Below are 22,280 nucleotides of genomic sequence, written 5' to 3'. Positions count from 1 at the left end.
CATATCAACCCAACACGGCCACAGGAACCCTTCAGTGTACATGAAACTACGCGCGCATGCCGGCAATAGAAGCATATTACATATTGTGGAACCGCCGTACGTGAACGGCCTAAGGCAGGCAGTAATGTGGCATTTAGCCAACATGTATACAACTCTGCAGACTATCAAGTTTGGAAGACGCACAGTAAAATCCGGCGGGGACTCTGACTGTTTTTACGATTTCACGCGGCAATTCTATTTGATTTTTTGATTTTTAGAGGTATATATTGCCAGTGCTGTGCGGTTCTGGCACGGTCCGTGGTTTCTGTTTTTAGTTTATGGGTGCGTCATGGAAGGTGGTGAGGTAGGGAACTTGAAGTCTGACGATGCTGTTTTGGAAGACATCAAATCTAAGGTCATGGAGGCCGTGATTGGCTGTCTAAAATTGAAGGATGAGCAGAAGCAGGTTCTTTCTGGGACTACCAACCTGGCCAAGGATTTCAACCTGGATAGCCTGGATTTTGTGGATCTGATTATGTCCCTGGAGGAGAAGTTCTCCATAGAGATTACCGACGAGGAGGCGCAGGGATTGGAAACCGTAGATGATATATGTAAATACATACATGGCAAATCTAAGTCTGAGTAGCATCTGCCCGTTTGCGGTGCGGCGTTTGGATCTTCCAATTTCATCAAATCTCGCTGTCACGCGGTCTTTTGGTCCTCTGAGGGTTTGCTTCCAATATTCGGGAGTTGTTTCGGTTTTGTATGGCTGATAGGGCTAGGGTTGTCGTAACTGGTATGGGCCTGGTAACACCGCTGGGGTTTCAGATCCCCGATGTGTGGGACCGTTTAGTCAATGGGAAGTCGGGAATAAGTGCCATTAGCGGGTTTGACACTCATGACCTTGAGTGCAGAGTCGGGGGCCAGGTGATTTCCGAAGGCCAGTCAGGGGAGAACGTGTTTGACCCCACTCAGTGGGTCGAAGAAAAAGACGTAAAAAAGGCTGACCGCTTCATCATTTTCGGGGTGGCCGCAGCAGATATGGCGTTGTCCGACGCCGGCTTGCTGGGCACGGAGTTTGACCCTGACCGGATCGGAGTACTGGTAGGGTCCGGCGTAGGCGGCTTACCGTGCATAGAAAGAAATGTTATAGCCGTGCACGAGCGCGGGCCTAGGCGCGTGAGCCCGTTTTTCATACCAGGAAGTCTGGTCAACTTACTCCCTGGACACATTTCCATACGACACGGGCTGACGGGGTACTGCAACGCATCAGTGAGTGCCTGCGCGACGGGGGCCGCCGCCATTGCCGACGCGGCGCGAGTCATAGCATCAGGAGAGGCGGACGTTATGCTCGCTGGTGGAGCGGAGGGTGCGTTGTGTAGGGCGGCAGTGGCTGGGTTCTGCATCATAAAGGCCCTATCGACAAAATTCAATGATACACCAGAGCTCGCTTCTCGTCCTTGGGATAGGGACAGGGACGGCTTTGTGATCGGAGAGGGTGCCGGCATTCTGGTACTGGAAAGCTATGAGCACGCAAAGATGAGGGGTGCGAATATATACGCGGAGCTCGTCGGTTACGGGATAACTTCAGATGCCTATCACGTGACAGCCCCACACCCTGAAGGTCGGGGGGGAGCGGACGCAATGAAACGCGCGCTGCAAATGTCTGGGATTGCTCCAGAAAGTGTGGGGTATATAAACGCGCATGGAACCTCAACGCCGGTGGGAGACAGTGTTGAGATTTCCGCAATAAAATCGGTGTTTGGTGACCACGCATACCGTATGCCCATATCCTCCACAAAATCCTCTATCGGCCACCTGTTGGGGGCAGCCGGGGGTGTGGAAGCCATTTTTTCCATACTATCTATCCGCAATGGGGTCGTGCCTCCAACGTTAAACTTGCAAAATTCTTCGGAAGACAGTAATTTGAACTTGGTGCCTTTGAACGCGCAGGAACATAAGGTGTCAAGTGCGATGTCAAATTCCTTCGGGTTTGGGGGAGTGAATGCATCGCTGGTGTTCGGGGCCGTGTAGGTTCCACGCCGGCCCCATACTTGATGCGTTTCCTTATTGCACCGATCCCTACACATGCCTGAGGCGTTGTGGGCTTCGCTGCGCACCAGCGCGGTCTTCAATTTACCACGATATCGCCCGTTGCGGGTGCACAAGCTCTGCTCACAACAACTGGAAACGCACTGGGCGCGGTAACGTAACGCGCGTGATGCGAGTTTGAAACAGCCACAACAGTGGGCATATACTACAAGAATCATATTTAATAGTTGTGAAATAAAAATGCCTTAGCATTGCGCCAGCAGGGCATGCAAGAACGTAGCAATGGAGTATTTCAAACAGTTGGTTGCGTCGTCTATACAGCACAACGCGTCCCACCTTTACTGTGTCGTTGGCCAGCCTCCTGCAATCAAGAGGTTAGGCCACATAGAATTCCTGCAAGTGAGAAAGATCGACCAAAACGACATTACAAGCATATTGTCCGCAGTGCTGTCGGCAGAGGCGCAAGCCAAGTTCGATAGTGATGGGGAGATCGGCGTGAATGTGGAGTTTGACGAGACGCATTTTTTGAATATCCACGCAGCAAGAGACGTCAGCAAACCCGGGTCTGAAGCGAAGGTTACGGTTCATATTAGGGAATTGGTGTTCCCATCGGAGGATGACATCCCACAGGAGCTTGTTCGCATAGCCACATATGCACCTAGGGGAGTAATATTGCTGGGAGGAGCGGCGCACCACAACAAAAATTACACGATAGAGTGCTTGCTGCACAAAATCGGTACGACCCAGAAAAAGCATATCTTGACTTTCGGCATGGAAGCGGAATTCTTGCCCAGATCAGACAATTCCATAATAAGCACTTATGACGCATCTCAGGCAAATTTTGACTTCATCACAAAGCAAGCGGCGGACATTGTAGTGTTTGCAGAGCTCAACAGCAATCTGATAAGCGTGGTACACAGATGTGTTACTACAGGAATGTTGGTCATAGCAGCTGTAGACGCTGTTTCAACTTCGTGCATGCTGGAAAGAGTTCTCACCCTATTTCCAGACATGGAGTCAGGAATTAATTTCCTGGCTTCACACGTATTAGGCGCAACCCTACAAGTGCTACTAATGAGAAAGCCGTGTGTTTACGTGTATGACTTTATAATGTTCGACAACAAGGTCAAAGAAACGATAAGAAGTGGGAACGTGGCACAAATAGAGAACTCGGATATAATAGCGAAAATCAACATGTTGATTGAAGAGAATAAACTTACACATTCTGATGCCCAACCCGTTCTGGCCCATCTCGTTGGTGGCGCAAGCTCGCGACACGTCAGCAACGTGGAGGATGAATTTTAGTCCGAGTATATCTTCATGCTGACCAACACGTCGTCACAGGGCGACAAGCAAGTCTGTAGCCGACTGACCGGGAAGTCTGTACCCATCACCCGCAGGCACCGCAGTTTACATGGGTCGTGAACGCGGGGTTTTAGTGTGCTTGCACTTTCAACTTGAGACGCGGCAAAATCCCACATAGAATCCTACCGTGCAGTTTATACCCTCCCCCGCAATGGTGTTTGATGGCAGCTTAAATTTGGATCCGCTAGTTTCTGGCAAGCCACCCGAAGAGACAACCGTGGTCGTTGCAATGTCGGGGGGTGTGGATAGCTCGGTGGTCGCCGCGCTACTGCATGAACGTGGGTATAAGGTCATAGGGGCCACAATGCAGCTGCACAGCAGCTCACCGGCGTCTGGAGCAAAGTCTTGTTGCGGCAGTGTGGATATATATGACGCAAAGCGCGTTGCATCAACGCTCGGGTTCCCGCATTACGTCCTGGACTATGAAGAAGTGTTCAGGAGGGAGGTTATAGACGATTTCATCAATTCATACAAGCGGGGTGAAACTCCCATACCGTGCGTGAAATGCAACCAAACAGTCAAGTTCAGAGATATGCTCAAGGCAGCCAGAGCTATAGGCGGCGATGTTGTAGCAACTGGACACTATGTTCGAAGGGTTGAGATTGCCGGTGAGCAGCAAATATTGCGGGGTAAAGACCCGCAGAAGGACCAGAGCTATTTTCTGTTCTCCGTAACCTCTGAACAATTAAAATTCCTGCGATTTCCCCTAGGTGATTTGGCGAAGAGCAACGTTAGGCTGTTGGCGCAGCAACTCAACTTGGAGGTGGCAGATAAACCAGACAGCCAGGATATATGCTTTGTGCCCGAAAATAGCTACCGGGAGGTTCTGCGGAATTTGGACCCCGCATCGGTCAAAAAGGGCAAGATTGTGCACGTCGACGGCCGCTTGCTTGGCGAGCATGATGGCATATCGAATTTCACCGTTGGGCAGCGCAGGGGCCTGAACATCTCTGCACCATATCCGCTGTATGTAGTAAGATTAGATGCGGCGCAGAACACTGTGGTAGTTGGGCCGCAGTCTGCCCTAATGAAGAGGGCATTGTTCGTGAAGAATCTGAATTGGCTCCCTGATTACAACATTCCAAAGCGCGGACTGGCGGTTGATGCCCGGCTGCGATCATCCGGCGCCACTGTCCGTGCCACTATAACAAGTGACGGGGACGGCTATGGAACGGTGGTACTCGAAGAGGACTGCGTCGTATCACCAGGGCAGGCGTGTGTGCTGTATGACAAAGAAAGGTTGCTAGGAGGCGGATGGATATACAACAAGTTGTGCCACGAAGGGGCATGAGATAAACGGGGGCTTTTGCAGCAGTTGTGGGTTAGTATTGCACCATGCGTTACCCCGGCTGCCGCATCATGGCCGGGGCGAGCCACAGCCAGGCAGTATGCACTTGCTGCACGCGGGCACTTGAGGAGCTTTTTGCATGTTTCACCCACCCATGCACACAATGCGCGCGATTCCAGAAAACCTTTACTGGGGCAATCCTAAATCTGTCGTGCGTACCAGAAAATTCCACATAGCCAGCCCAAGCCCATTCGGTTATAACCCCCAGCAATTCAAACCTCCCAGCAGTCCACCCTGCCCTAATGTTGTACTGGTTCCGGCGCGGCTGCGATGACCAGGTTTCCGGCTGGAGCCCTACCCCATGGCGCCGTCGCAGTTGGGCGCATTTTCGCATCTATGGCCCCGTAGACCAAACTTGCACCCTGGATAAACTATTGAGACACATCACAGAATTGTGTGCACGTCACGCTTGAGCCGTTGCACGATTGCTTTTTGTAGTTATTATATTAGTTAATAAAGTAACTTTTACGGGCTTTTTTGGACCCCAGTACCAACATCACTAGCGCGGCAGTCATCCGCGACTGTTTAGTCGCTTGCATCCGCATCATGCGCACTGCAAAAATCGGCCCGATTGCCTTTCAGAAACTCATAAAACTATATAAAACTCCGGAACTTGCGCTCGATGCACTCGCGCATGGAGAGCTCGGTAACGTGGGGCGTATATGTCCAGAAGACGATGCGGAAAAGGAAGTTGAGCTGTGCAGAAAACTGGGCGCAAGGATGATAAGTATGTTTGAGCGGGAGTACCCCCAAATGCTGCTGCACATATACGATCCTCCCCCGGTTATAACCGCGCTTGGTGATGTAGCTTTGTTAAACAAAAACAATAAAGTTGCGATGGTGGGGAGTCGCAATGCATCGGCGAATGGAAAACGTATTGCATATGGAATAGCATTTGACCTATCTAAAGCCGGGTTTGTTACGGTATCAGGCTTGGCAAGGGGAATCGATAGTACGGTGCATAGCGTGATATTTGAAAAAATGCCTACTGTCGCAGTTACTGCGAGCGGGATTGACGTTGTATATCCCAAAGATAACCTGCACTTGTACCGCGCAATAGTGCACAACGGCGGCGTAGTTGTGACTGAGCTGCCATTTTCGTCGCTGCCGAAGGCGAGCTTTTTCCCTCAACGCAATCGTATAATATCCGGCATGGCCTGGGGCACAGTTGTGGTAGAAGCATCACGCAGATCTGGGTCCCTCATCACAGCAAATTTTGCCTTGTCGCAGGGCCGGGAAGTATTTGCGGTGCCGGGCTTGGCTTTGGACCCCAAATACTCAGGCAGCAATTATCTCATCAAGCAAGGTGCCACGTTGGTAGAATCTGCGGAAGATATTATACAAGCGTTGAACCCCAGCGCACGTCCAATAGCGGCGAACAGCCTGCGACATGCCGCCCGGCAAGACGTTGCCACAGATGGGGCAGGCTCTGCGGCAATTCGACGCGCGATTCTCCAACAACTGAGCGTTTCTCCCACAGACATTGAAGATCTGGCAGCTTGCACAAAAATTGGCACAAGTACATTACTCGCTGAACTCATTGAGTTGGAGCTATTGAGAAAGGTGCACAGATTTCCCGGTAACAGATTCGCCCTGTCTCTGGAAAACTAGTAACACTGCCTGTCACCTGCGTTCGAACAGCCTATCTATTTCAGACAGACTGAGTTTTACATACGTCGGCCTACCGTGGTTACACTGGCCGGAATGTGGAGTATCTTCCATCTGCCTCAGCAGGCTGTTCATCTCTTCCAATTTCAACGTTCTGCCACTTCTTATTGAGCTGTAGCAGGCAATGGTTCCGCACACGTGTTTTATCTTTTCGCGCATGAACAACGCGTCACCCACTTCGACAATGCTCTCCACTATTTTGGCAATCATTGCCTTGACGTCAAACACCCCAAGAATTGCCGGAACCTCTCTCACGGCCACAACCATGCTTCCCATAGGCTCGATTACTAGCCCAAATTTTAGCAGTTTTTCCTTATATTCGCCCAGCAACTCTAATTCGTATTCATTGTCTAGCTCAACTAACTCAGGCATGAGTAGCACCTGGCGTTTCATCCCCTCATCGGCTGTTACCTTTTTCATGTACTCATAGGTGAGCCTCTCATGCGCAGCGTGTTGATCTACTATGATTACATGGTCCCCGGCCCTCGATACTATATACCTGTCGAAAAGCTGACATACCGCATTGCCTAGCGGTAATTCTTCTATCAGTGGCACGATATGAGCCTCTGAGTCATAGCTTAGAACCGGACGCGTTGTGCGCCTACTGCTACCGCTTCCCAAAAAAGAAAACAGCTCCGCCGCGCGTGGGGGGTTTTCGATGGCATGCTCAGGCTTTGATGAAAATTCTCCCCCCCCCCCCGTCTGCTGTACGGAAAGCTTTGGGCCTACTGCCACACCATAATCGTGTACTTTACCGTAGTGTGGTGTATCCAAAACTGGCGTATTATCCACAGCGAAGTGGTCCAATCCTCCCCCAACTGGGGTACGGGGAGGCAGTTCTCTGTACACATTGCTAGACAAGGCCGTTGCCAGCGCCTCAACAACCACACTGTACACCTGCTTGCGATTCCGGAATCTTACTTCCAGCTTACTGGGGTGCACGTTAACATCGACATCACCTGGCAAGATCTCCATGCACATCACAACCACTGGATGCCGATCTCTGGGAATGAACTCGCTATATGCGGACTTTATCGCACCCATGAAGAGGGTGCTGTGTACAGGCCTACCGTTTACAAATGTGTATATCATGTCGGGCCTTGATCGATTAAACGTGGGGACGCTAATATACCCGGTGATGTTTATGGCATCTGAATGGAAACGTACCTCGAGTGACTGCTCCCGAAACGCATCACCAAAGGGTTTCATCTCCCACAAACGCGACATCAAATCTTCCCTGGCAGGGTACTTAAAAATCTGCTTGTCAGCTATGGTTAGGGAAAACGCAGTACTGAATCTGGCTGTGGCAAACCTGTACATCAGATCAACAATGCTTTGGGTTTCCGCCTTCTCCGTGCGCAAAAACTTCAGCCTGGTGGGAGTGGCAAAAAACAGATCTCTAACTTCTATAGAAGTCCCGCACGGTAATGCCTCAGGTGACAAATCTCTGGTTTTCTCCCCTCCTTCGAGCACTATAGACCAGGCCTCGGTGCACCCTCTATATTTTGAAACCATTTTAGTTCTGGCAACAGCTGCAATGGACGTCAGCCCCTCTCCCCGAAACCCCATCGACCTAATATTGTTGAGGTCATTATCCGGAAGCTTAGACGTGGCATGACAGATAAACGCTCTCTCCATTTCATCCCTGGGTATGCCACATCCATCATCAATCACGGAAATGAGGTTGCGTCCGCCTTTGTCTATTAGCACATTTATGGTAGTGGCACCCGCATCTATCGAGTTTTCAACAAGCTCTTTCACCACGCTAGCGGGACAATCTATTACCTCCCCAGCAGCAATTTTATTTACAGTCTTGGCATCTAACACAACTATAGGCACGACGTCACCACACACAACCAGTGCAACACAAGGTCATTATAGCGCACAAAGAGAAAACTACTACCCTGTACTAGGGAAAGCAAACAACGCGCTAGCAGGCCTCACAGCCGCACACTTGAGTGCATAAACAACTTACGGCGGCAGCACTTTCTTTTTTTATCATTGACCGCAGCAGATTAAGGGTATAGAAATTGGCAGTGGTTCGGTGGTTTTTGTTTATGAGGGATGTAGTCGAATCGTCCATTGATATCCAGAACAGCTTGTCTATGCTTGGTGCGTTTTCTAACGCAGACATTGTAGTTAAGGCCACCATGCTCATATTAGTTGCGTTTTCTGTAATTTCTTGGTCAGTAATTTTGAAGAAGCATTTGGTGCTAAGAAAACGGGCCAGGGAAATCCGGGAGCTCGAGGAGCGTTTCAGCTCCAGAAGAACTTTCACCAACCTAACCGAGATTATAGGTCATAGCACGGGCATTGTGTCGCAAATATTGAACTACGGAATGCAAAACTCCAAGCTGGTTACGAACAAGCAGGCGGGGTTGCACAGGTTTGTGAGCGCAGAATTAAGTAGAACCCTAGACAAGCTTGAAGACAACGTAGAGCTTCTGGCAACCATCGGGTCCTCTTCCCCTTTCATAGGGCTGTTTGGAACCGTATGGGGGGTTGTAGGCAGTTTGCGCTCCATCCCAGCTGGGGCAAGCGTGGGCATTGCGTCTGTCGGCCCAGGCATGGCTGAAGCCCTGTTCGCAACCGCCTTGGGGTTGCTTGTCGCAATACCCGCCAACATATTCTATAACAGGTTCACAGCACTTATAACAAGGATGTCCAACCGTCTAAGCAATCTGGTGTGCGAGCTCGAGGCATTTGCAGATAATGAGGAGTAGGTCCGCATCGCACAGATTGTCAGAGCAGCGCAGGGAAGTTCGCAGGTTTCGTTCCGAGATAAATATAACACCCTTCGTGGACGTAGTGCTCATACTTCTGGTGATATTCGCGGTTTCGCATACAGAGAAGGCCCTGCCATCGCTCCTTGTAAATCTTCCCAACGCAAGTAGGGCTCTGGGCTTGGACTCCGAGCAATCAGTTGTCTTGACCATTACCAAGAAAGGTACTATATATGTGAACGATAAGCTTTCCAGAGAGGCAAATCTGGAGACTGACCTCATGTCCGCAACTAAGGGCAAGGAGGCCCAGGTGTTCTTGCGTGGTGACGAGGGCGTGAGCTACGGGGCGATCATGAGGGTGGTTAATTTGTTGTCTGGTTACGGCCTCAGGAAGGTGGCTCTGGTTGCTGATAATAGCGTGGTTGCCGATGTTGGGAGCAGTGCAGGCCGCACGTAGTGTGCTTTTGAACAACGTTCACGTGGCTTTGTCAGTGCTTTTGCACGTGGTCGCTGGTGGTGTTTACTTCGCAGGCACCTGGGCTATGGAGCGAGGCAAGGTACAGCATGACGCAGGAAATGCGGTTATAGTGTTCGGTTCCGTTCCCGTGGCGGAAGCAGATAATGTTCGGGCGGGTAGGCAGCCCGTCGTCCTTCAGAAAAGAAAAGTCGAGTATAGGCCCACAGAAAAGGCTGAGCGTGTCGTTGTGGAGCCGATAAAAAGAATACCTCCGCCCCCGGGGAGGAAGGCCATGGAAAGGGAGAGGTTGGTTACGCAGCCACAGCAGCAGGCTGCTCCTCCGGCGGTGGAACCGCTTCCCGTTGCTGCTGACGCGCAAGATTTCCCAGAAACCGCAGAGCAGGAGTTGTCAGGAATACTGCAAGCAGTGCAGCGTGAGGCTAATATCGGGCCGCCCGGCGCGGAAAATGAAGTGGATTCCGGTGAGGCTAAATACGACGAAAAGCACGAGCTCGCGGTAAGGATAGCAAACTCCATCAGGAGTCGGTTCGTTGAATGCTGGACCGTCCCCGCGGGCGCAAAAGATGTAGAAAACATGGTGGTGAAAGTCGGCGTGGTGCTGGCTCCCAGCGGAAAGGTGGTTAGGGCTGGCATCACAGATACTCATTTATACAACAGCAACCCCTTCTTCCGCGCCGTAGCGGATAGCGCACTGAGAGCGGTGTACAAGTGCAGCCCACTCATGGGGCTAAACAGAAACGATTACAACCTGTGGCACGAGATAGTTCTAACCTTCAACCCCAAGCCCGAGTTGTGATAAGCCGGGTGATCTAAAAGGCTTTTCCCTCTTTCGCACCTTCCTGCTTGTGCGGGAATGTTAATGTCACTATAGTGCCCAGGTTCGGCTCGCTTTTTATGCTGAAGGTCCCTTGCATAAGCTCCACAAGCTTTTTGCTTAAAGGCAGCCCCAACCCTGTGCCCTCATACTTGCGAGAGTGCGTACTGTCGGCCTGCCCGAAGACGGACATCACCTTGTACAAATCCTGTTGGGCAATACCAATACCAGTATCACTGATTTCCACTATAAGTTGCTCACCCCTGATCTCGGCACACAATTTAACCAGCCCACCTTCCGGGGTAAATTTCACCGAGTTTGACAGTACGTTTATGATAACCTGCTTCATCCTCTTCGGATCCGCAAGCATAACAATGGGCTCTTCTGGCATTTCCTTTTTGAGCTCCACCTTAGCATCTTTTGCCCGGGGCAGCACCATTGTGAAGGACGAATCTACAATCTTACCTAGGTCAAATTTGACGAACTCTACGGTGAGCTTGTTGGCCTCCGCCTTTGAAAAATCTAGAATATCGTTTATCAAGCTCAGCAGGTGCACACCCGATTGGTGAATGTCATTTATGTACTCCTTATATTCCTCGCTGCCAATTGGGCCCAGCGACTCCGACTGAATGATTTCAGAAAAGCCGATAATAGAGTTGAGAGGGGTGCGCAACTCGTGGCTGACGTTGGCCAAAAACTGAGACTTGCTTACGCTTTCTCTTTCAGCAGTTTCCTTCTGCTCCTGAAGTTCTAGGTTCGCATCATACTGGCTGCTAAGCAGCCTTGCACTCCTTCTGTAAAACAATACAACCAAACACACGCAGCTCAGTATTGCTACTCCAACGGGTATGACCAACATTCCGTGCACGCCTCTAAGGGCCTGGGAAAGCTTTCCGTAATTTTTTATCACCTGCAAAAAAACTTTGGGGCCGTCATCTTGCAACACGATCGGAAATACGGTAAAAATCCGACCATCCGCAACCACTCCCCGTAAAACATCGCCATTCGCGAGAGCTGCGAGTTGTGCCTCCGATAAAGACTCACCGCCAGCAGAGCCCTCAACGGAGCCCTCCCCCACAGTGAATATGATACCGCCAGAACCGTGCAACACCACCGTCACTCCAGTAAGGTTTTGCAACGCTTGTACAAACTCTGCACGCAGTTTTATCATCAAATTAACATGGTAAGGGTCAGTGCTCACGTGTGTGGGAATAGTTCGAAGCAAGTCAGTATATTTGTCTAGTATCGTATGTGACAACACCTGGCCTATGTCGGCAATATCCTCTGCCGAAGCCATATCTAAAGTGCGCTCTAGCACTTTCACATGCACATACCAAGTCGCGCCGATAAATAGTGTAACAAGCATCGCTAAAGATAGATTTTTAAAGTGTCTGATAAGCACGTATCCGCACCCGACCACTAGCTATGGGCGAGGTTAATAGCATAACGCGCTCACATCAATACTTAAATTGCGTACCCTTCTAAACTGTACGTCTATATAAACTTTAGGTAAGAGTAATCTTGTTGACCTACAGAGGACTTTCACAGTATCGTCAGTCATAGCCGGAAGTTGAGGGGCAGTTGTGGGTAATAGTTGTATCGTTCCGTTTTACGCACCGTTTGATGTAAGTTTTGCGCGCGGTGAGGGGGTTTATCTGTACGACACGCAAGGCAAGCGATACATAGACTTCGTGTCTGGAATTGCCACCGTTTCTCTTGGACATTGCCACCCTGCATTGGTTAACGCACTAGAAACCCAAGGTAAAACTCTCTGGCATGTATCAAACATGTACCGCATAGCTGAGGCTGAGCGGCTCGCAGAAAAGTTGGTGGGCTGTAGCTTTGCGGATTTGGCGTTTTTTTGCAATTCCGGTGCTGAAGCCGTAGAGTGCGGATTTAAAATCATCAGATCGTACCAAAACGGCAAGGGAAGGCCGGAAAGATACAAGATATTAACCATGAGGCGCTCTTTCCACGGCAGAACCTACGCTGCTTGCTCGGCGAACGAACCGCAGCATTTTATGCGGCTACTGCACCCATATGTAGACTGGTTCGTTAGTGTTAATCCTGACATAGACTCAGTGCGAAGTGAAGTCAGCAAAGGCAACATAGGTGGGATTTTGGTAGAGCCGGTACAGGGCCAGAGCGGCGTGCATATTCTTGGAGGAGAGTTTCTCAAAGGCTTACGCGACATATGCGATGAGCATGATATGCTGTTATTCTTTGACTGCGTGCAGTGCGGAGCGGGAAGGACCGGCAAGTTCTTCGCGTATGAGCATTTTGGCGTGCATCCGGACGTGTGTTCAATTGCAAAGGGCATGGGTGGGGGGTTCCCTATAGGTGGTTGTCTCATCACAAAAAATGCCGGACAGTTTGCTGCCGTGGGCATGCACGGGTCCACCTTCGGTTGTAACCCATTAGCAACAACTGTAGCGTACGCAGCTGTGAGCGAAATTCTCCGCGAGGGGTTCCTTGAAAATGTCTCCAACAATGGAAAATATCTGGTTGATGAACTCACAAAGTTGTCAGGAAAATTCAGTGGCATCATTGAAGAAGTGAGGGGGCTCGGCCTCATGGTTGGGCTGCAGATGAACACCAAGGTAAACGTACGTGCTTTTGCTGGTAAGGTTTTGGAGCAAGGGTTGCTTCTCTCCACAGCTGACAGCAGAAACGTGCTTCGGATGTTGCCGCCGCTCGTAGTTTCCAAAGGCGAAATCGAAGAGGCATTGCACATATTTGCGCGCTGCCTGGAGGAGATATAGAGCAGAATTTACACAGGAATGAAGCCAGAAGTGGCCACTGCCCGGAGCATCAGATCGTATTGCTGGACAGCTGTAAGTGCCCCGCAAGTCGGCAGCCACCCGGGTAACTCTGAGTTCTGTGTGGGTACTGTGCGATGCTCACCTTATTAAGCGCTCTATGTAGTTTCAGAACAAAAAAAATAACGTAAGTATTTTATTGATTTCTTAACCAATAAAGGTTACAATACTTGCGCTGTGCAGGTTTCTTCTTGGGGTGTAGTGTGCCTTCTAGTTTAAAACGTGTCAGGTGCAGGCATTCCTCTGCACCACTTTTGTCAGACCTTCTTGAAGAAGAAAGTAAAACCCACTCGGCAAGGGGCCGTATAGGCAGAGCGTCGCGGTTCATCCAAAAAATTGAAGAAAAGCGCCAATCAAATAGCACAGATATTTTTCTGATCGCCTCCTTTTCCCTGATGGTGATAGAAGCGCTCTCGTCTTCTTTCACCATATATTGCCTGGACTATGGCGCAAACGCTAGTGTCAAAGCCAAAGTCGTCGTGGCGTATTATGCATTATACGCCGCGCTTTCCTGTATTCTCTTAGTGAACGCAGTGCTCTCCGCTATACGGGTGAGGCAGGCATATAAGAAAAAGGAAATAAACGCCAAACAGCAGTCGGTGCAACTTGCAGGGGAGGCTCTAACCATAACAACGGGATTGATGTGGATTACAATATCCTTAGCTTCAATCACAATGGCCCTCTCATCAAGCGTGCACATGCAACTGGCGGCTATGTGCTTGGCCGTCATGGCGCCCGCGCTTGGTGCTCTCTCGGCATTCTTGAGGGTCTATGAGGTTTCCGTATCATACAAGAAGGAAAAGCTAGATGTAGCCCGCAGGGGAGATTCCGCCTCTGGCCCCGCCGTAATGTCGCAGCGCAGAAAAAACTGGTACTGCTTCCAGTCTGGCTTATTCCTGACTATTGCACTGTTTGAATTTGCGCACTTTTTATGCCATGTGTACGAGGCGTACCTGCTCCAGGGCAATACACACCTCCTCTATAACATACAAGACAGGGTGCTTTTGGGGACGCAGATCTTCCTTACCTGCGTATTTATCCTCCTTGAAATTGCTAAGGTGTACACAGAAAAGGGCGCCGAATCGCCCCAGTCCTCACTTGTGAACAGCTTTGAAGATAGAAGTTTGGGCGATAATTCTAACACGCCAGAATATGCTAGCACTGCAACCTTAGTGCAGCATAGCTCGGCGTCTAACGCACGTACCGCACCTGCGATGGCTTAGGCCACCTATTACTGTTTTTTTGATGATCGCATGGTAGCGTGTGCTTCACGTGGAACTGGTTTCCCTTTCGAGCACCAATAGTAACCTGGTGCAGATCATCATCGGCACCCAGTCTTTGGAAGTTGTACCAGTCTGAGCACAAACAGTGTTTGCTACTGCAACACGTCGGTATGCGTCCTTTTTGCGCGCTAAGGCTTAATCCCCTCCCTTGAAAAAATTTGGCGTATAACTGTCACAACAGTGGGTACTTGCTGGAGGCAGTATCAGCTGCAGATCATTCCACAATCTCCCGCTTGCCGAGCTGCCCTGAGGTTATCACCCCTTCCCTTTCCATGCGCTCGACGAGGTTTGCCGCCCTGTTATACCCTATTCTTAGTTGTCTTTGTACGTAGCTTATAGACGTTTTACGATCTCGAAGAACTATTGCCACCGCCTTTTCGTATAGGCTGTCATCAGAGGAATATCGAAGGTCTTCCACATCTTTTTCTTCGCACTCAAGAACCTTGGCAATACCATCTATGTAATCCGGCCTTCCCTGCATCTTCAAGTGGTTTACAACATCCTGCACTTCATTGTCGCTAACAAACGCACCGTGGACCCGTCTTATTCGCCCCCCGGAGACCATATATAGCATGTCACCCATGCCGAGTAGCTGTTCTGCACCCTGCTCTCCAAGAATTGTCCTGCTATCTATCTTGGAAGTCACAGAGAAGCTGACTCTAGTGGGGAAATTCGCCTTGATAACACCTGTGATAACATCAACCGAAGGTCTCTGCGTAGCCATTATTATATGTATTCCGGCAGCACGGGCCATTTGCGATAATCTCTGTATGGATGATTCAATCTCCTTGCCCGACACGATCATGAGATCGGCCATTTCATCCACCACAACAACTATGTAGGGAAATTGGACCTTCTCTATGGGCGTCCTCTCAAACACCGGTTCCCCCGTATCCGCGTCGAAGCCCGTCTGCAATACCCTTTCAAGCACGGCCCCGCTGCTTATTGCCTCCTTGATCTTCGCGTTATAGCCGGTAACATTCCGCACACCCACCGCGGACATGAGCCTATAGCGCTCTTCCATTTCTGACACCACCCATTTTAACACAGCCACCGCCTTTTTGGGCTCAGTAACCACCGGAGTAAGCAGGTGAGGAATGTTGTCATATATAGATAGCTCCAACACTTTTGGGTCAATCATGATCATCCTGCACTGCTCGGGAGTGAGGCGGTACAATAGCGATAAAATCATGGTATTGATGCCCACAGATTTACCAGAACCGGTGGTTCCAGCAATCAGCAGGTGCGGCATTTTAGTCAAGTCGGCAACTACCGCTTCCCCATCTATGCCTTTACCGAGAATTATTGGAAGCTTGAGGTCAGGATCAGCATACTCCCTGCTTTCTATGAGGCCGCGCAACATCACAATTTCTCTGCGCTGATTGGGAATTTCTATACCCAAAACATTCCTCCCAGGAATCACCGAAATCCTGGTAGACAGCGCGCTCATGGACCGAGCAATATCGTCTGACAATCCTATCACCCTAGATGATTTTGTCCCAGCAGAGGGCTCAAACTCATATAAAGTCACCACCGGCCCGTGGCGCACGTCGATTATCTTGCCATATACACCAAAATCCTTCAGCACTGAATACAGGGCATCGGTTTCGTCCCGGTGGTCGGGCATATTGTCGCAACTAGCCCCAGTCGACGGCAAATGCTCCGCCAGTAATTTCACCTTCGGCAGAGCAAACACTGCAGGCTTTTCTGCTCTATTTTTTGGCTGCTTTGGAACAGCGCTACGAGCCAACGCGGCGTCATCCTCGGTACAGGTGCGCGGCTGCGGCGAGGGCCGCGGCTGTTCCGCGGTGGCGCGCGGAGCCTGCGGCGGAGACGTAGTAGGTTCAGGTACAAACTGTGGTAACGTAGGCAACAGCGCCGGATACTCGACCGAATGAGGAATCCCTTCCACCACCAGTAAGTCATCACTGCAATCGCCAACGTTAAGCCCGCTTATCCGAGATTTAAACTTCACAAAAAGCTCATACAGCGCAACAATCGGCCCCCAGCCGGCAGAGCCAACCATCCCCACAACGATCAACCCTACCAGCACGGAAGTGGGTAGTGATGCGAGCTTGGCCCCTATGAAACCCCCATGGTAGAATTTACTCGTTACGCCGAGAGATAGCTTTGACAGTATACCACCCACCCCAGCGGCAACACTCAGGACACACGGCATGTGTATTTTGCGCACTAGAGAGGGCGCACGCTTTAACCTAAAAAGGCCAAGCACCCCGCACAAAGCCCCGGAGAGCCCGAACAACTGCACTACAATATCCCCTACATACGCACCTGGAATACCCATCAAATTCTGGATGGTGGCATCACTCAGCATACCAGCCGTGTTCAGCGATGCATCAGAAGGATCGTACGTGAGCACAGACAGGGTAACAAATATGGCCGCCAAAAAATGGAAAGTGAACCTGCACCAAGCCGCAACGCAATCCTTCAGCATGTACCACCTATCCAAAATAGTAGCGCAGGGCATATCTGAAAAAGCTTATAGCCACCAGGAGTATCAGAGGAGAAAAGTCAAAACCCGAAACATTGGGTATATACCTACGGAGCACGGAGATAGCAGGGTTCAGCACCCTAGACAGCGCAGAGAACACCCGGTACACAAACTCGTTATACCTGTTAACAATGCCCATGGCAATCAACCACCCCAGCAACACCCAGGTAATGAGCGCCATGTTATATATGCTCAGCAATGTATCAACAAGGTAGGCCACCGGGTGCATCACTGAACCTCTCCACTACGCCATGAATCCAACAACAGTTGGCCATTATACAAGAATCATAAACAATAAAAAACCGTAAAAATACGCTTTCTCGCCCGGGTTTTTCAAAACCACTTCAAAATCACGGGGAAAAATTCATCTTGAAGGATGTACGGTTATTGTGTATAGTCGGCCCGGAGTGGGTTTTGTTCCCTGTAGTGTTTCTTATTTTCGCTTTTTTGCTGTTGGCCTCCGCCTTTTTTTCGGCTGCGGAGACCGCGCTGACTTCCGTGAGCGCCTCCTCCATACACAGATTGGTCCTTGGCGGGGACAGAAGGGCGAAAATTGTGGAATCGCTCAGCAGGCGGAAAGAGATGGTCATCAGCGCCATGCTTGTTGGCAACACGATAGTTAATATATCTTCCTCCTCAGTCGCAACTGCTATGTTTCTGGGCTTTTTGGGCCCAGAGGGAATTGTGGTCTCCACAGTTACGGTTACCCTTTCTATTTTGCTGTTCGCGGAAGTCCTACCAAAAACGTATGCCATACACAATCCTGAAAAGATATCCCTGCGCTCCGCCAGGCTTGTGGCCTGCTGTTCGTTCGTTCTTTCGCCGTTGTGCTCACTAATCACGCATATCGTCAACTACACACTGAGAATACTTGGAGTGCAAGGACAAAAAGAAATAGTTTCGGCGGCGGAAGCCATGCGAAGCCTGATATTAATGCACGGAAGCAAGGGCACCATGTTAAAGCAGGATCTAGACATGCTAAGCAGCGTGCTAGACCTTGCGGAAACCGAAATATCTCAGGTAATGACGCACAGAAAGAATTTGTTCGCGCTAAACATAGACGAGGACGTAGATGTTCTGGTAAAGCAGATCCTACAGGGCAGCCATAGTAGAATCCCAATGTGGCAGAAGAGCGAAGAGTCGATAGTTGGTGTTGTGCACGTCAGAGACGTGACCGATTTGGTGCGCGAGAAAAGCAATAACGTCACCAAAAAAGACATTTACAGGATAATGATCAAGCCCTGGTTTGTACCCGATACAACACCTCTTAGTGTCCAACTGCACAACTTCCGCAAAAAGCGTAGGCATTTGGCCTTAGTTGTTGATGAATATGGCACCTTGCAGGGCGCAGTAACGTTGGAAGATATTTTGGAGGAGATAGTTGGAGATATCTCTGACGAGCACGATGTTGTACCTGAGAGTTTCATAACGGCCATTAGCAATAGCGAGTATTACATCAGCGGTGAGGCACCGATTAGAGACGTCAATAGGGAATTGGGCTGGAGTTTACCGGAAGAGGCGTCTACACTGGCCGGCCTTATCTTACATGAAGTAGAGCGAATACCAGAAGAAGGCGAGGCCTTTCAGTTGCACGGGTTCTCATTCAAAATTTTGAAGAAAAACGGGAATATAATATCACTAATTGGCATAAGCATACCGTTGAATGGTTCGGAGGAGACTTAAGCTTAGCGCACTGCACCCACTGCTTTAGTAGTTGTAACCCCTGAGGCTTAAACCTCATATCCTTCGAGGTAGTATGAAACACCGGCCCAAGGGCGACGTAGGAAGGGCGAATAAAGCATGCGCGTGCCAGTTCATGATAGCAGTGCGTGCTCAAGCCCAGCTTCATTTTAGATTTTAGGATACTTTCCAGGTCTGCGGTTTGCACATCTTCCTGGCCCAGGTGTACGTCGTGTACCCAAAAAACCTCTACACATCAAAGGCCCGCTGAAGGTTCAGCATGGCAGCTTCTGGATCTTCAGCTCCGGTGACGGCTGAAATCACGGCCACACCTGATACACCGCAGTTGACGACGGACCCTATATTAGACGCATCTATCCCCCCAATGCCTACCACAGGAAGCTTAGCGCACTGCACCCACTGCTTTAGTAGTTGTAACCCCTGAGGCTTAAACCTCATATCCTTCGAGGTAGTATGAAACACCGGCCCAAGAGCGACGTAGGAAGGGCGAATAAAGCATGCGCGTGCCAGTTCATGATAGCAGTGCGTGCTCAAGCCCAGCTTCATTTTAGATTTTAGGATACTTTCCAGGTCTGCGGTTTGCACATCTTCCTGGCCCAGGTGTACACCATGTGCCCCATGTTCTATGGCGATATTCCAATGGTCGTTCACAATCAAGCATACCCCTTTGTCTTTAGACAGCTGCGCACAGCGCCGGACCATTCTATCAACCTCGCCTATCGGCGCCTCCTTGGCTCTCAATTGGATGGTTTTCACGCCACAACGCACTGCTCGCTCAAACCAGGTATCGTCAGGCACAATGAGATACAAACCTATGTTTTCAAGCTTATCAAAGCCATACATAGTATCCCGACAATCAAACCCACTTGCAATCCTAGGAAAGTATTCACCATTGATGTTGTACGGATTCCAATCTGCAACTGAGCCACCAGAGACGACTGCGCTCGCTAGCATCCTGGCCAGCACAATACAATCAAGCCTCGCGTCTTTCATATCCTTGCACTTTGTCGTGTTTAGCACATGATCGGCCACGTGCCTGTAGGAGCGGGCAAAGGTATCACAGTCGGTGGGCCCGGGGCATTTGTACAGGAGTTTTATTTCCTCATTCCCATCAAAGTAATAATCCGCATAGGTGCCGTCAGCGCATTCCGCATTGACGGCGTAAACGTCCCCTTCACCCTGCAAATGGGCATCACGCACGGCTTCCGCAACCGCACAGCTGGCCATATTGTCTCCACGCATAAGATGCATTTTACACCGATAAAGGTTCGCTTGAGGTTTTGCCCATTATTCCCCGAAGAATGTCGTTATACAAGATTACTTACACGCCACCCGGAGCCGAAAGCACCCATATTTTCCCTCCGCAACCGCATAGCTGGCCATATTGTCTCCGCGCATCAGATGCATTTCATACCGATAAAGGTTCGCTTGAGGTTTTGCCCATTATTCCCCGAAGAATGTCGTTATACAAGATTACTTACACGCCACCCGGAGCCGAAAGCACCCATATTTTTCCCTCCGCAACCGCGCAGCTGGCCATATTGTCTCCGCGCATCAGATGCATTTCACACCAACTAAGTTTTACTAAGTTCGCAGTATTCCGTGGCACATGCCGCCACACTAGGTTATGAGCCCCGCCCCAGCAGGCAAAAGCACGCATCATGGCTAGTAGAGGGCATCCCCAGTTCGGTTATTCTTCCTGTTGAAAAATTGTATGATCGTGGCTGCAATCTCCTCAACAGATTTTTGCGTCACATCTATTGTGGGCCATCTGTTTTTCGCGCATATTTTTTTCATCTCGTTAATCTCCTCCACAACCTGCTCGTAACTTACGTAGTTACAATTTTCCTGGTGCTTCATCGAGATTAACCTATTCCTGCGAATCTGTATTAATCTATCAGCGTCAATAGTGAGCCCAACAACGAGCTTGTCCGCAATTGTGGCCGGGTCTACCGGTAGCTGAACGGAACACACCAGAGGAATGTTCACAACCCTGTACCCGCGGTATGCGAGGTATATACTGGTGGGAGATTTGGAAGTTCTCGACACGCCCACTATGATGATATCGGCCTGGTCTATGTCCCACAAATTCTGGCCATCATCGTGGGAAATGGTATAGTTTATGGCATCAATGCGATTAAAATACTCGTCACCGAGCTTGTGCGGATGCGCGTTAGGGTCTTTTGTCACCTGGAGGTAGCAGGAAATCTCCCTTATGACGTGCGCGAGAACCGGTATACATCGGACGCTCTGCGCCGTCGCCTTTTCTTTCAAGTACTTCCTGAGGTCATCATCAACCACGGTGTACATTATGAGGTTATGCCTTTCGGGGTTGATGTTCAGCATAACCTTATCCACCTGACGCTTGCTGCCAACCAGCGACCATACAAACTCGTTGACCTCTAAAGACTTAAAGTGCTCAACCGCAGACCTTGCCACAGCAATTACGGTCTCACACGTGGAATCAGAGACAAGATGCAAGTCTAAAACAGCCTTATTACGCATAGCAGAGTGAGAGAGCACTGCGCCAGGGTAACACAAACCATGACCGCCAGCAATAGCAGATGCGGGAAGGGCCCATCGTGGCAGCAGAAAATCCTAACGCAGCCAACCGGGACGGAAGGCAGACAGACCGCGGGGAAAGGACTGAAGATTAGTGGAAAAACTCACCGTATGGCCACCGACACGAGAAGGCGTAGCGCACCTCCTCATGCCTGTAGCCTGCAGTCCCAACACATGATGTTCCCCTTGGACACAGAGCGGAGATCGCTGGCATCCACCTCACCCGCACACTTAATGCATTTTATATCCTCGCTGGGAGACACGTTTCGATCGACAGCTATTCTATCATCAAAAACGAAGCACTCTCCCTCCCACAGGCTATCATCGCCGCGCACAGTTTCCAGGTAATTCAGTATGCCACCTCTGAGATGGTAAACGTTCCGAAAGCCCAAACTACGCATAAAGGCAGTAGACTTCTCGCACCTTATGCCCCCAGTGCAGTACATGGCAACGCAGGTATCTCTTTCCTTATCCAGTGCCCAGTTCCTTGCCCACTCAGGGAACTCTCTAAACGAGGAAGTACCGGGGTCTATCGCACCTTTGAACCTACCTAGCCTGACTTCATAGTCGTTTCTCGTGTCAATCACATGCACATCAGGAGAAGACACAAACTCGTCCCAGTCGCGGGGGTCAATGTACTCTCCCCTAAGCGAGCAGTCAAACCCGTCGATGCCCAGGCGCACCACCTCACGCTTCAGCCGAACTTTCATCTTGGCAAATGGCTCTCTATCGGAGTGGCTCTCGTGATATTTCATGCCACGCAGCCGGTCATCCGAGTCTAAAAAAGAAAAAAACTCCCCTATGGATTGGCGGCTTCCGGCTATAGTCGCATTGATGCCCTGCTCGGCCAGAATCACAGTTCCTTTAATGCCGCGTGACAAGCAAAACTCCAAAATCACAGGCTTCATGTCATAGTAATTGTGCAGGTGGACAAAGCGGTAAAAGGCCGCAATAACGTAACCCATAGCTACGGATA

The 22,280-nt window shown here is 50.2% G+C and carries 19 protein-coding genes; 11 read left to right on the top strand and 8 right to left on the bottom strand.

The genetic code is table 11. The features are described from left to right. Positions 1–328: 328 nt before the first annotated feature. The 5 genes from AMF_RS06330 (at position 329) to dprA (ending at position 6,355) form a co-directional block, all read left to right on the top strand. Entirely contained in the window at positions 329–625 is a 297-nt protein-coding gene (locus AMF_RS06330; protein WP_010263283.1) for an acyl carrier protein, read from the top strand. Between the two features lie 119 nt (positions 626–744). Next, positions 745–2,013, top strand: a complete 1,269-nt coding sequence (gene fabF / locus AMF_RS06325) for a beta-ketoacyl-ACP synthase II (protein ID WP_010267281.1) — start codon at positions 745–747, stop codon at positions 2,011–2,013. A gap of 300 nt (positions 2,014–2,313) precedes the next feature. Beyond that, complete coding sequence (locus tag AMF_RS06320; RefSeq protein ID WP_010267279.1) at positions 2,314–3,336, top strand: twitching motility protein PilT; 1,023 nt, start codon at positions 2,314–2,316, stop codon at positions 3,334–3,336. 187 nt (positions 3,337–3,523) lie between these two features. Beyond that, complete coding sequence (gene mnmA, locus AMF_RS06315; RefSeq protein WP_011114221.1) at positions 3,524–4,687, top strand: tRNA 2-thiouridine(34) synthase MnmA; 1,164 nt, start codon at positions 3,524–3,526, stop codon at positions 4,685–4,687. A gap of 534 nt (positions 4,688–5,221) precedes the next feature. After that, positions 5,222–6,355: a DNA-processing protein DprA gene (dprA, locus tag AMF_RS06305; RefSeq protein ID WP_011114220.1), complete on the top strand. Its 1,134-nt coding sequence runs from the start codon at positions 5,222–5,224 to the stop codon at positions 6,353–6,355. A gap of 12 nt (positions 6,356–6,367) precedes the next feature. On the opposite strand, the gene mutL is transcribed toward dprA, so the two are convergent. Then, positions 6,368–8,251 carry a DNA mismatch repair endonuclease MutL gene (gene mutL / locus AMF_RS06300; protein WP_041660063.1) on the bottom strand — a complete coding sequence of 628 codons (1,884 nt, stop codon included), beginning with the start codon at positions 8,249–8,251 and terminating at the stop codon, positions 6,368–6,370. Positions 8,252–8,469: 218 nt separating this feature from the next. Here mutL and AMF_RS06295 point away from each other — a divergent pair, with 218 nt between their 5' ends. The 3 genes from AMF_RS06295 to AMF_RS06285 are packed head-to-tail and all read left to right on the top strand — an operon-like array spanning position 8,470 to position 10,409. Continuing rightward, positions 8,470–9,135: a MotA/TolQ/ExbB proton channel family protein gene (locus AMF_RS06295; protein ID WP_010263249.1), complete on the top strand. Its 666-nt coding sequence runs from the start codon at positions 8,470–8,472 to the stop codon at positions 9,133–9,135. Beyond that, positions 9,125–9,592 (top strand): ExbD/TolR family protein, encoded by a 468-nt coding sequence (locus tag AMF_RS06290; RefSeq protein WP_010263244.1) that lies wholly within the window; start codon positions 9,125–9,127, stop codon positions 9,590–9,592. Before AMF_RS06295 ends, AMF_RS06290 begins: the two co-directional genes overlap by 11 nt. Continuing rightward, complete coding sequence (locus AMF_RS06285) at positions 9,564–10,409, top strand: cell envelope integrity protein TolA (protein WP_010267257.1); 846 nt, start codon at positions 9,564–9,566, stop codon at positions 10,407–10,409. Before AMF_RS06290 ends, AMF_RS06285 begins: the two co-directional genes overlap by 29 nt. Before the next feature lie 13 nt (positions 10,410–10,422). Here the strand turns inward: AMF_RS06285 and AMF_RS06280 are convergent, their stop codons facing one another. Further along, a complete protein-coding gene (locus tag AMF_RS06280; protein WP_044051791.1) occupies positions 10,423–11,793 on the bottom strand; it encodes a sensor histidine kinase in 1,371 nt (456 codons plus the stop codon). Between the two features lie 217 nt (positions 11,794–12,010). On the opposite strand from AMF_RS06280, the gene AMF_RS06275 reads away from it, so the two are divergent. Next, entirely contained in the window at positions 12,011–13,189 is a 1,179-nt protein-coding gene (locus AMF_RS06275) for an aspartate aminotransferase family protein (RefSeq protein WP_010267253.1), read from the top strand. A 260-nt stretch (positions 13,190–13,449) separates the two neighbouring features. Then, on the top strand, positions 13,450–14,469 hold the full coding sequence (locus AMF_RS06270) for a hypothetical protein (RefSeq protein WP_010267249.1): 1,020 nt from the start codon (positions 13,450–13,452) through the stop codon (positions 14,467–14,469). Between the two features lie 274 nt (positions 14,470–14,743). Here the strand turns inward: AMF_RS06270 and AMF_RS06265 are convergent, their stop codons facing one another. Both AMF_RS06265 and AMF_RS06260 read right to left on the bottom strand, forming a co-directional pair. Continuing rightward, positions 14,744–16,984: an FtsK/SpoIIIE family DNA translocase gene (locus tag AMF_RS06265; protein WP_010267246.1), complete on the bottom strand. Its 2,241-nt coding sequence runs from the start codon at positions 16,982–16,984 to the stop codon at positions 14,744–14,746. Positions 16,985–16,991: 7 nt separating this feature from the next. Then, positions 16,992–17,270: a YggT family protein gene (locus tag AMF_RS06260; protein ID WP_010263232.1), complete on the bottom strand. Its 279-nt coding sequence runs from the start codon at positions 17,268–17,270 to the stop codon at positions 16,992–16,994. Positions 17,271–17,467: 197 nt separating this feature from the next. Between AMF_RS06260 and AMF_RS06255 the strand changes: the two genes are divergently transcribed. Further along, positions 17,468–18,724 (top strand): HlyC/CorC family transporter, encoded by a 1,257-nt coding sequence (locus AMF_RS06255; RefSeq protein WP_010267243.1) that lies wholly within the window; start codon positions 17,468–17,470, stop codon positions 18,722–18,724. Here the strand turns inward: AMF_RS06255 and AMF_RS10190 are convergent. The 4 genes from AMF_RS10190 to trhO form a co-directional block, all read right to left on the bottom strand. After that, entirely contained in the window at positions 18,645–18,944 is a 300-nt protein-coding gene (locus tag AMF_RS10190) for a thiamine phosphate synthase (RefSeq protein WP_080510984.1), read from the bottom strand. The genes AMF_RS06255 and AMF_RS10190 overlap by 80 nt on opposite strands. Positions 18,945–18,970: 26 nt before the next feature. Next, positions 18,971–19,984, bottom strand: a complete 1,014-nt coding sequence (thiE, locus tag AMF_RS06250) for a thiamine phosphate synthase (RefSeq protein ID WP_244825234.1) — start codon at positions 19,982–19,984, stop codon at positions 18,971–18,973. Between the two features lie 423 nt (positions 19,985–20,407). After that, entirely contained in the window at positions 20,408–21,247 is an 840-nt protein-coding gene (locus tag AMF_RS06240) for a pyruvate, water dikinase regulatory protein (RefSeq protein WP_010267235.1), read from the bottom strand. Between the two features lie 203 nt (positions 21,248–21,450). After that, positions 21,451–22,269, bottom strand: coding sequence for an oxygen-dependent tRNA uridine(34) hydroxylase TrhO (gene trhO / locus AMF_RS06235; protein WP_010267233.1), 819 nt, complete (start codon positions 22,267–22,269; stop codon positions 21,451–21,453). Positions 22,270–22,280: the final 11 nt, after the last annotated feature.

This window comes from Anaplasma marginale str. Florida (assembly GCF_000020305.1).
Classification (GTDB): domain Bacteria; phylum Pseudomonadota; class Alphaproteobacteria; order Rickettsiales; family Anaplasmataceae; genus Anaplasma; species Anaplasma marginale.
Note: the sequence above shows the minus strand (reverse complement) of the source record. Positions and strands in the feature narration are given on the sequence as shown.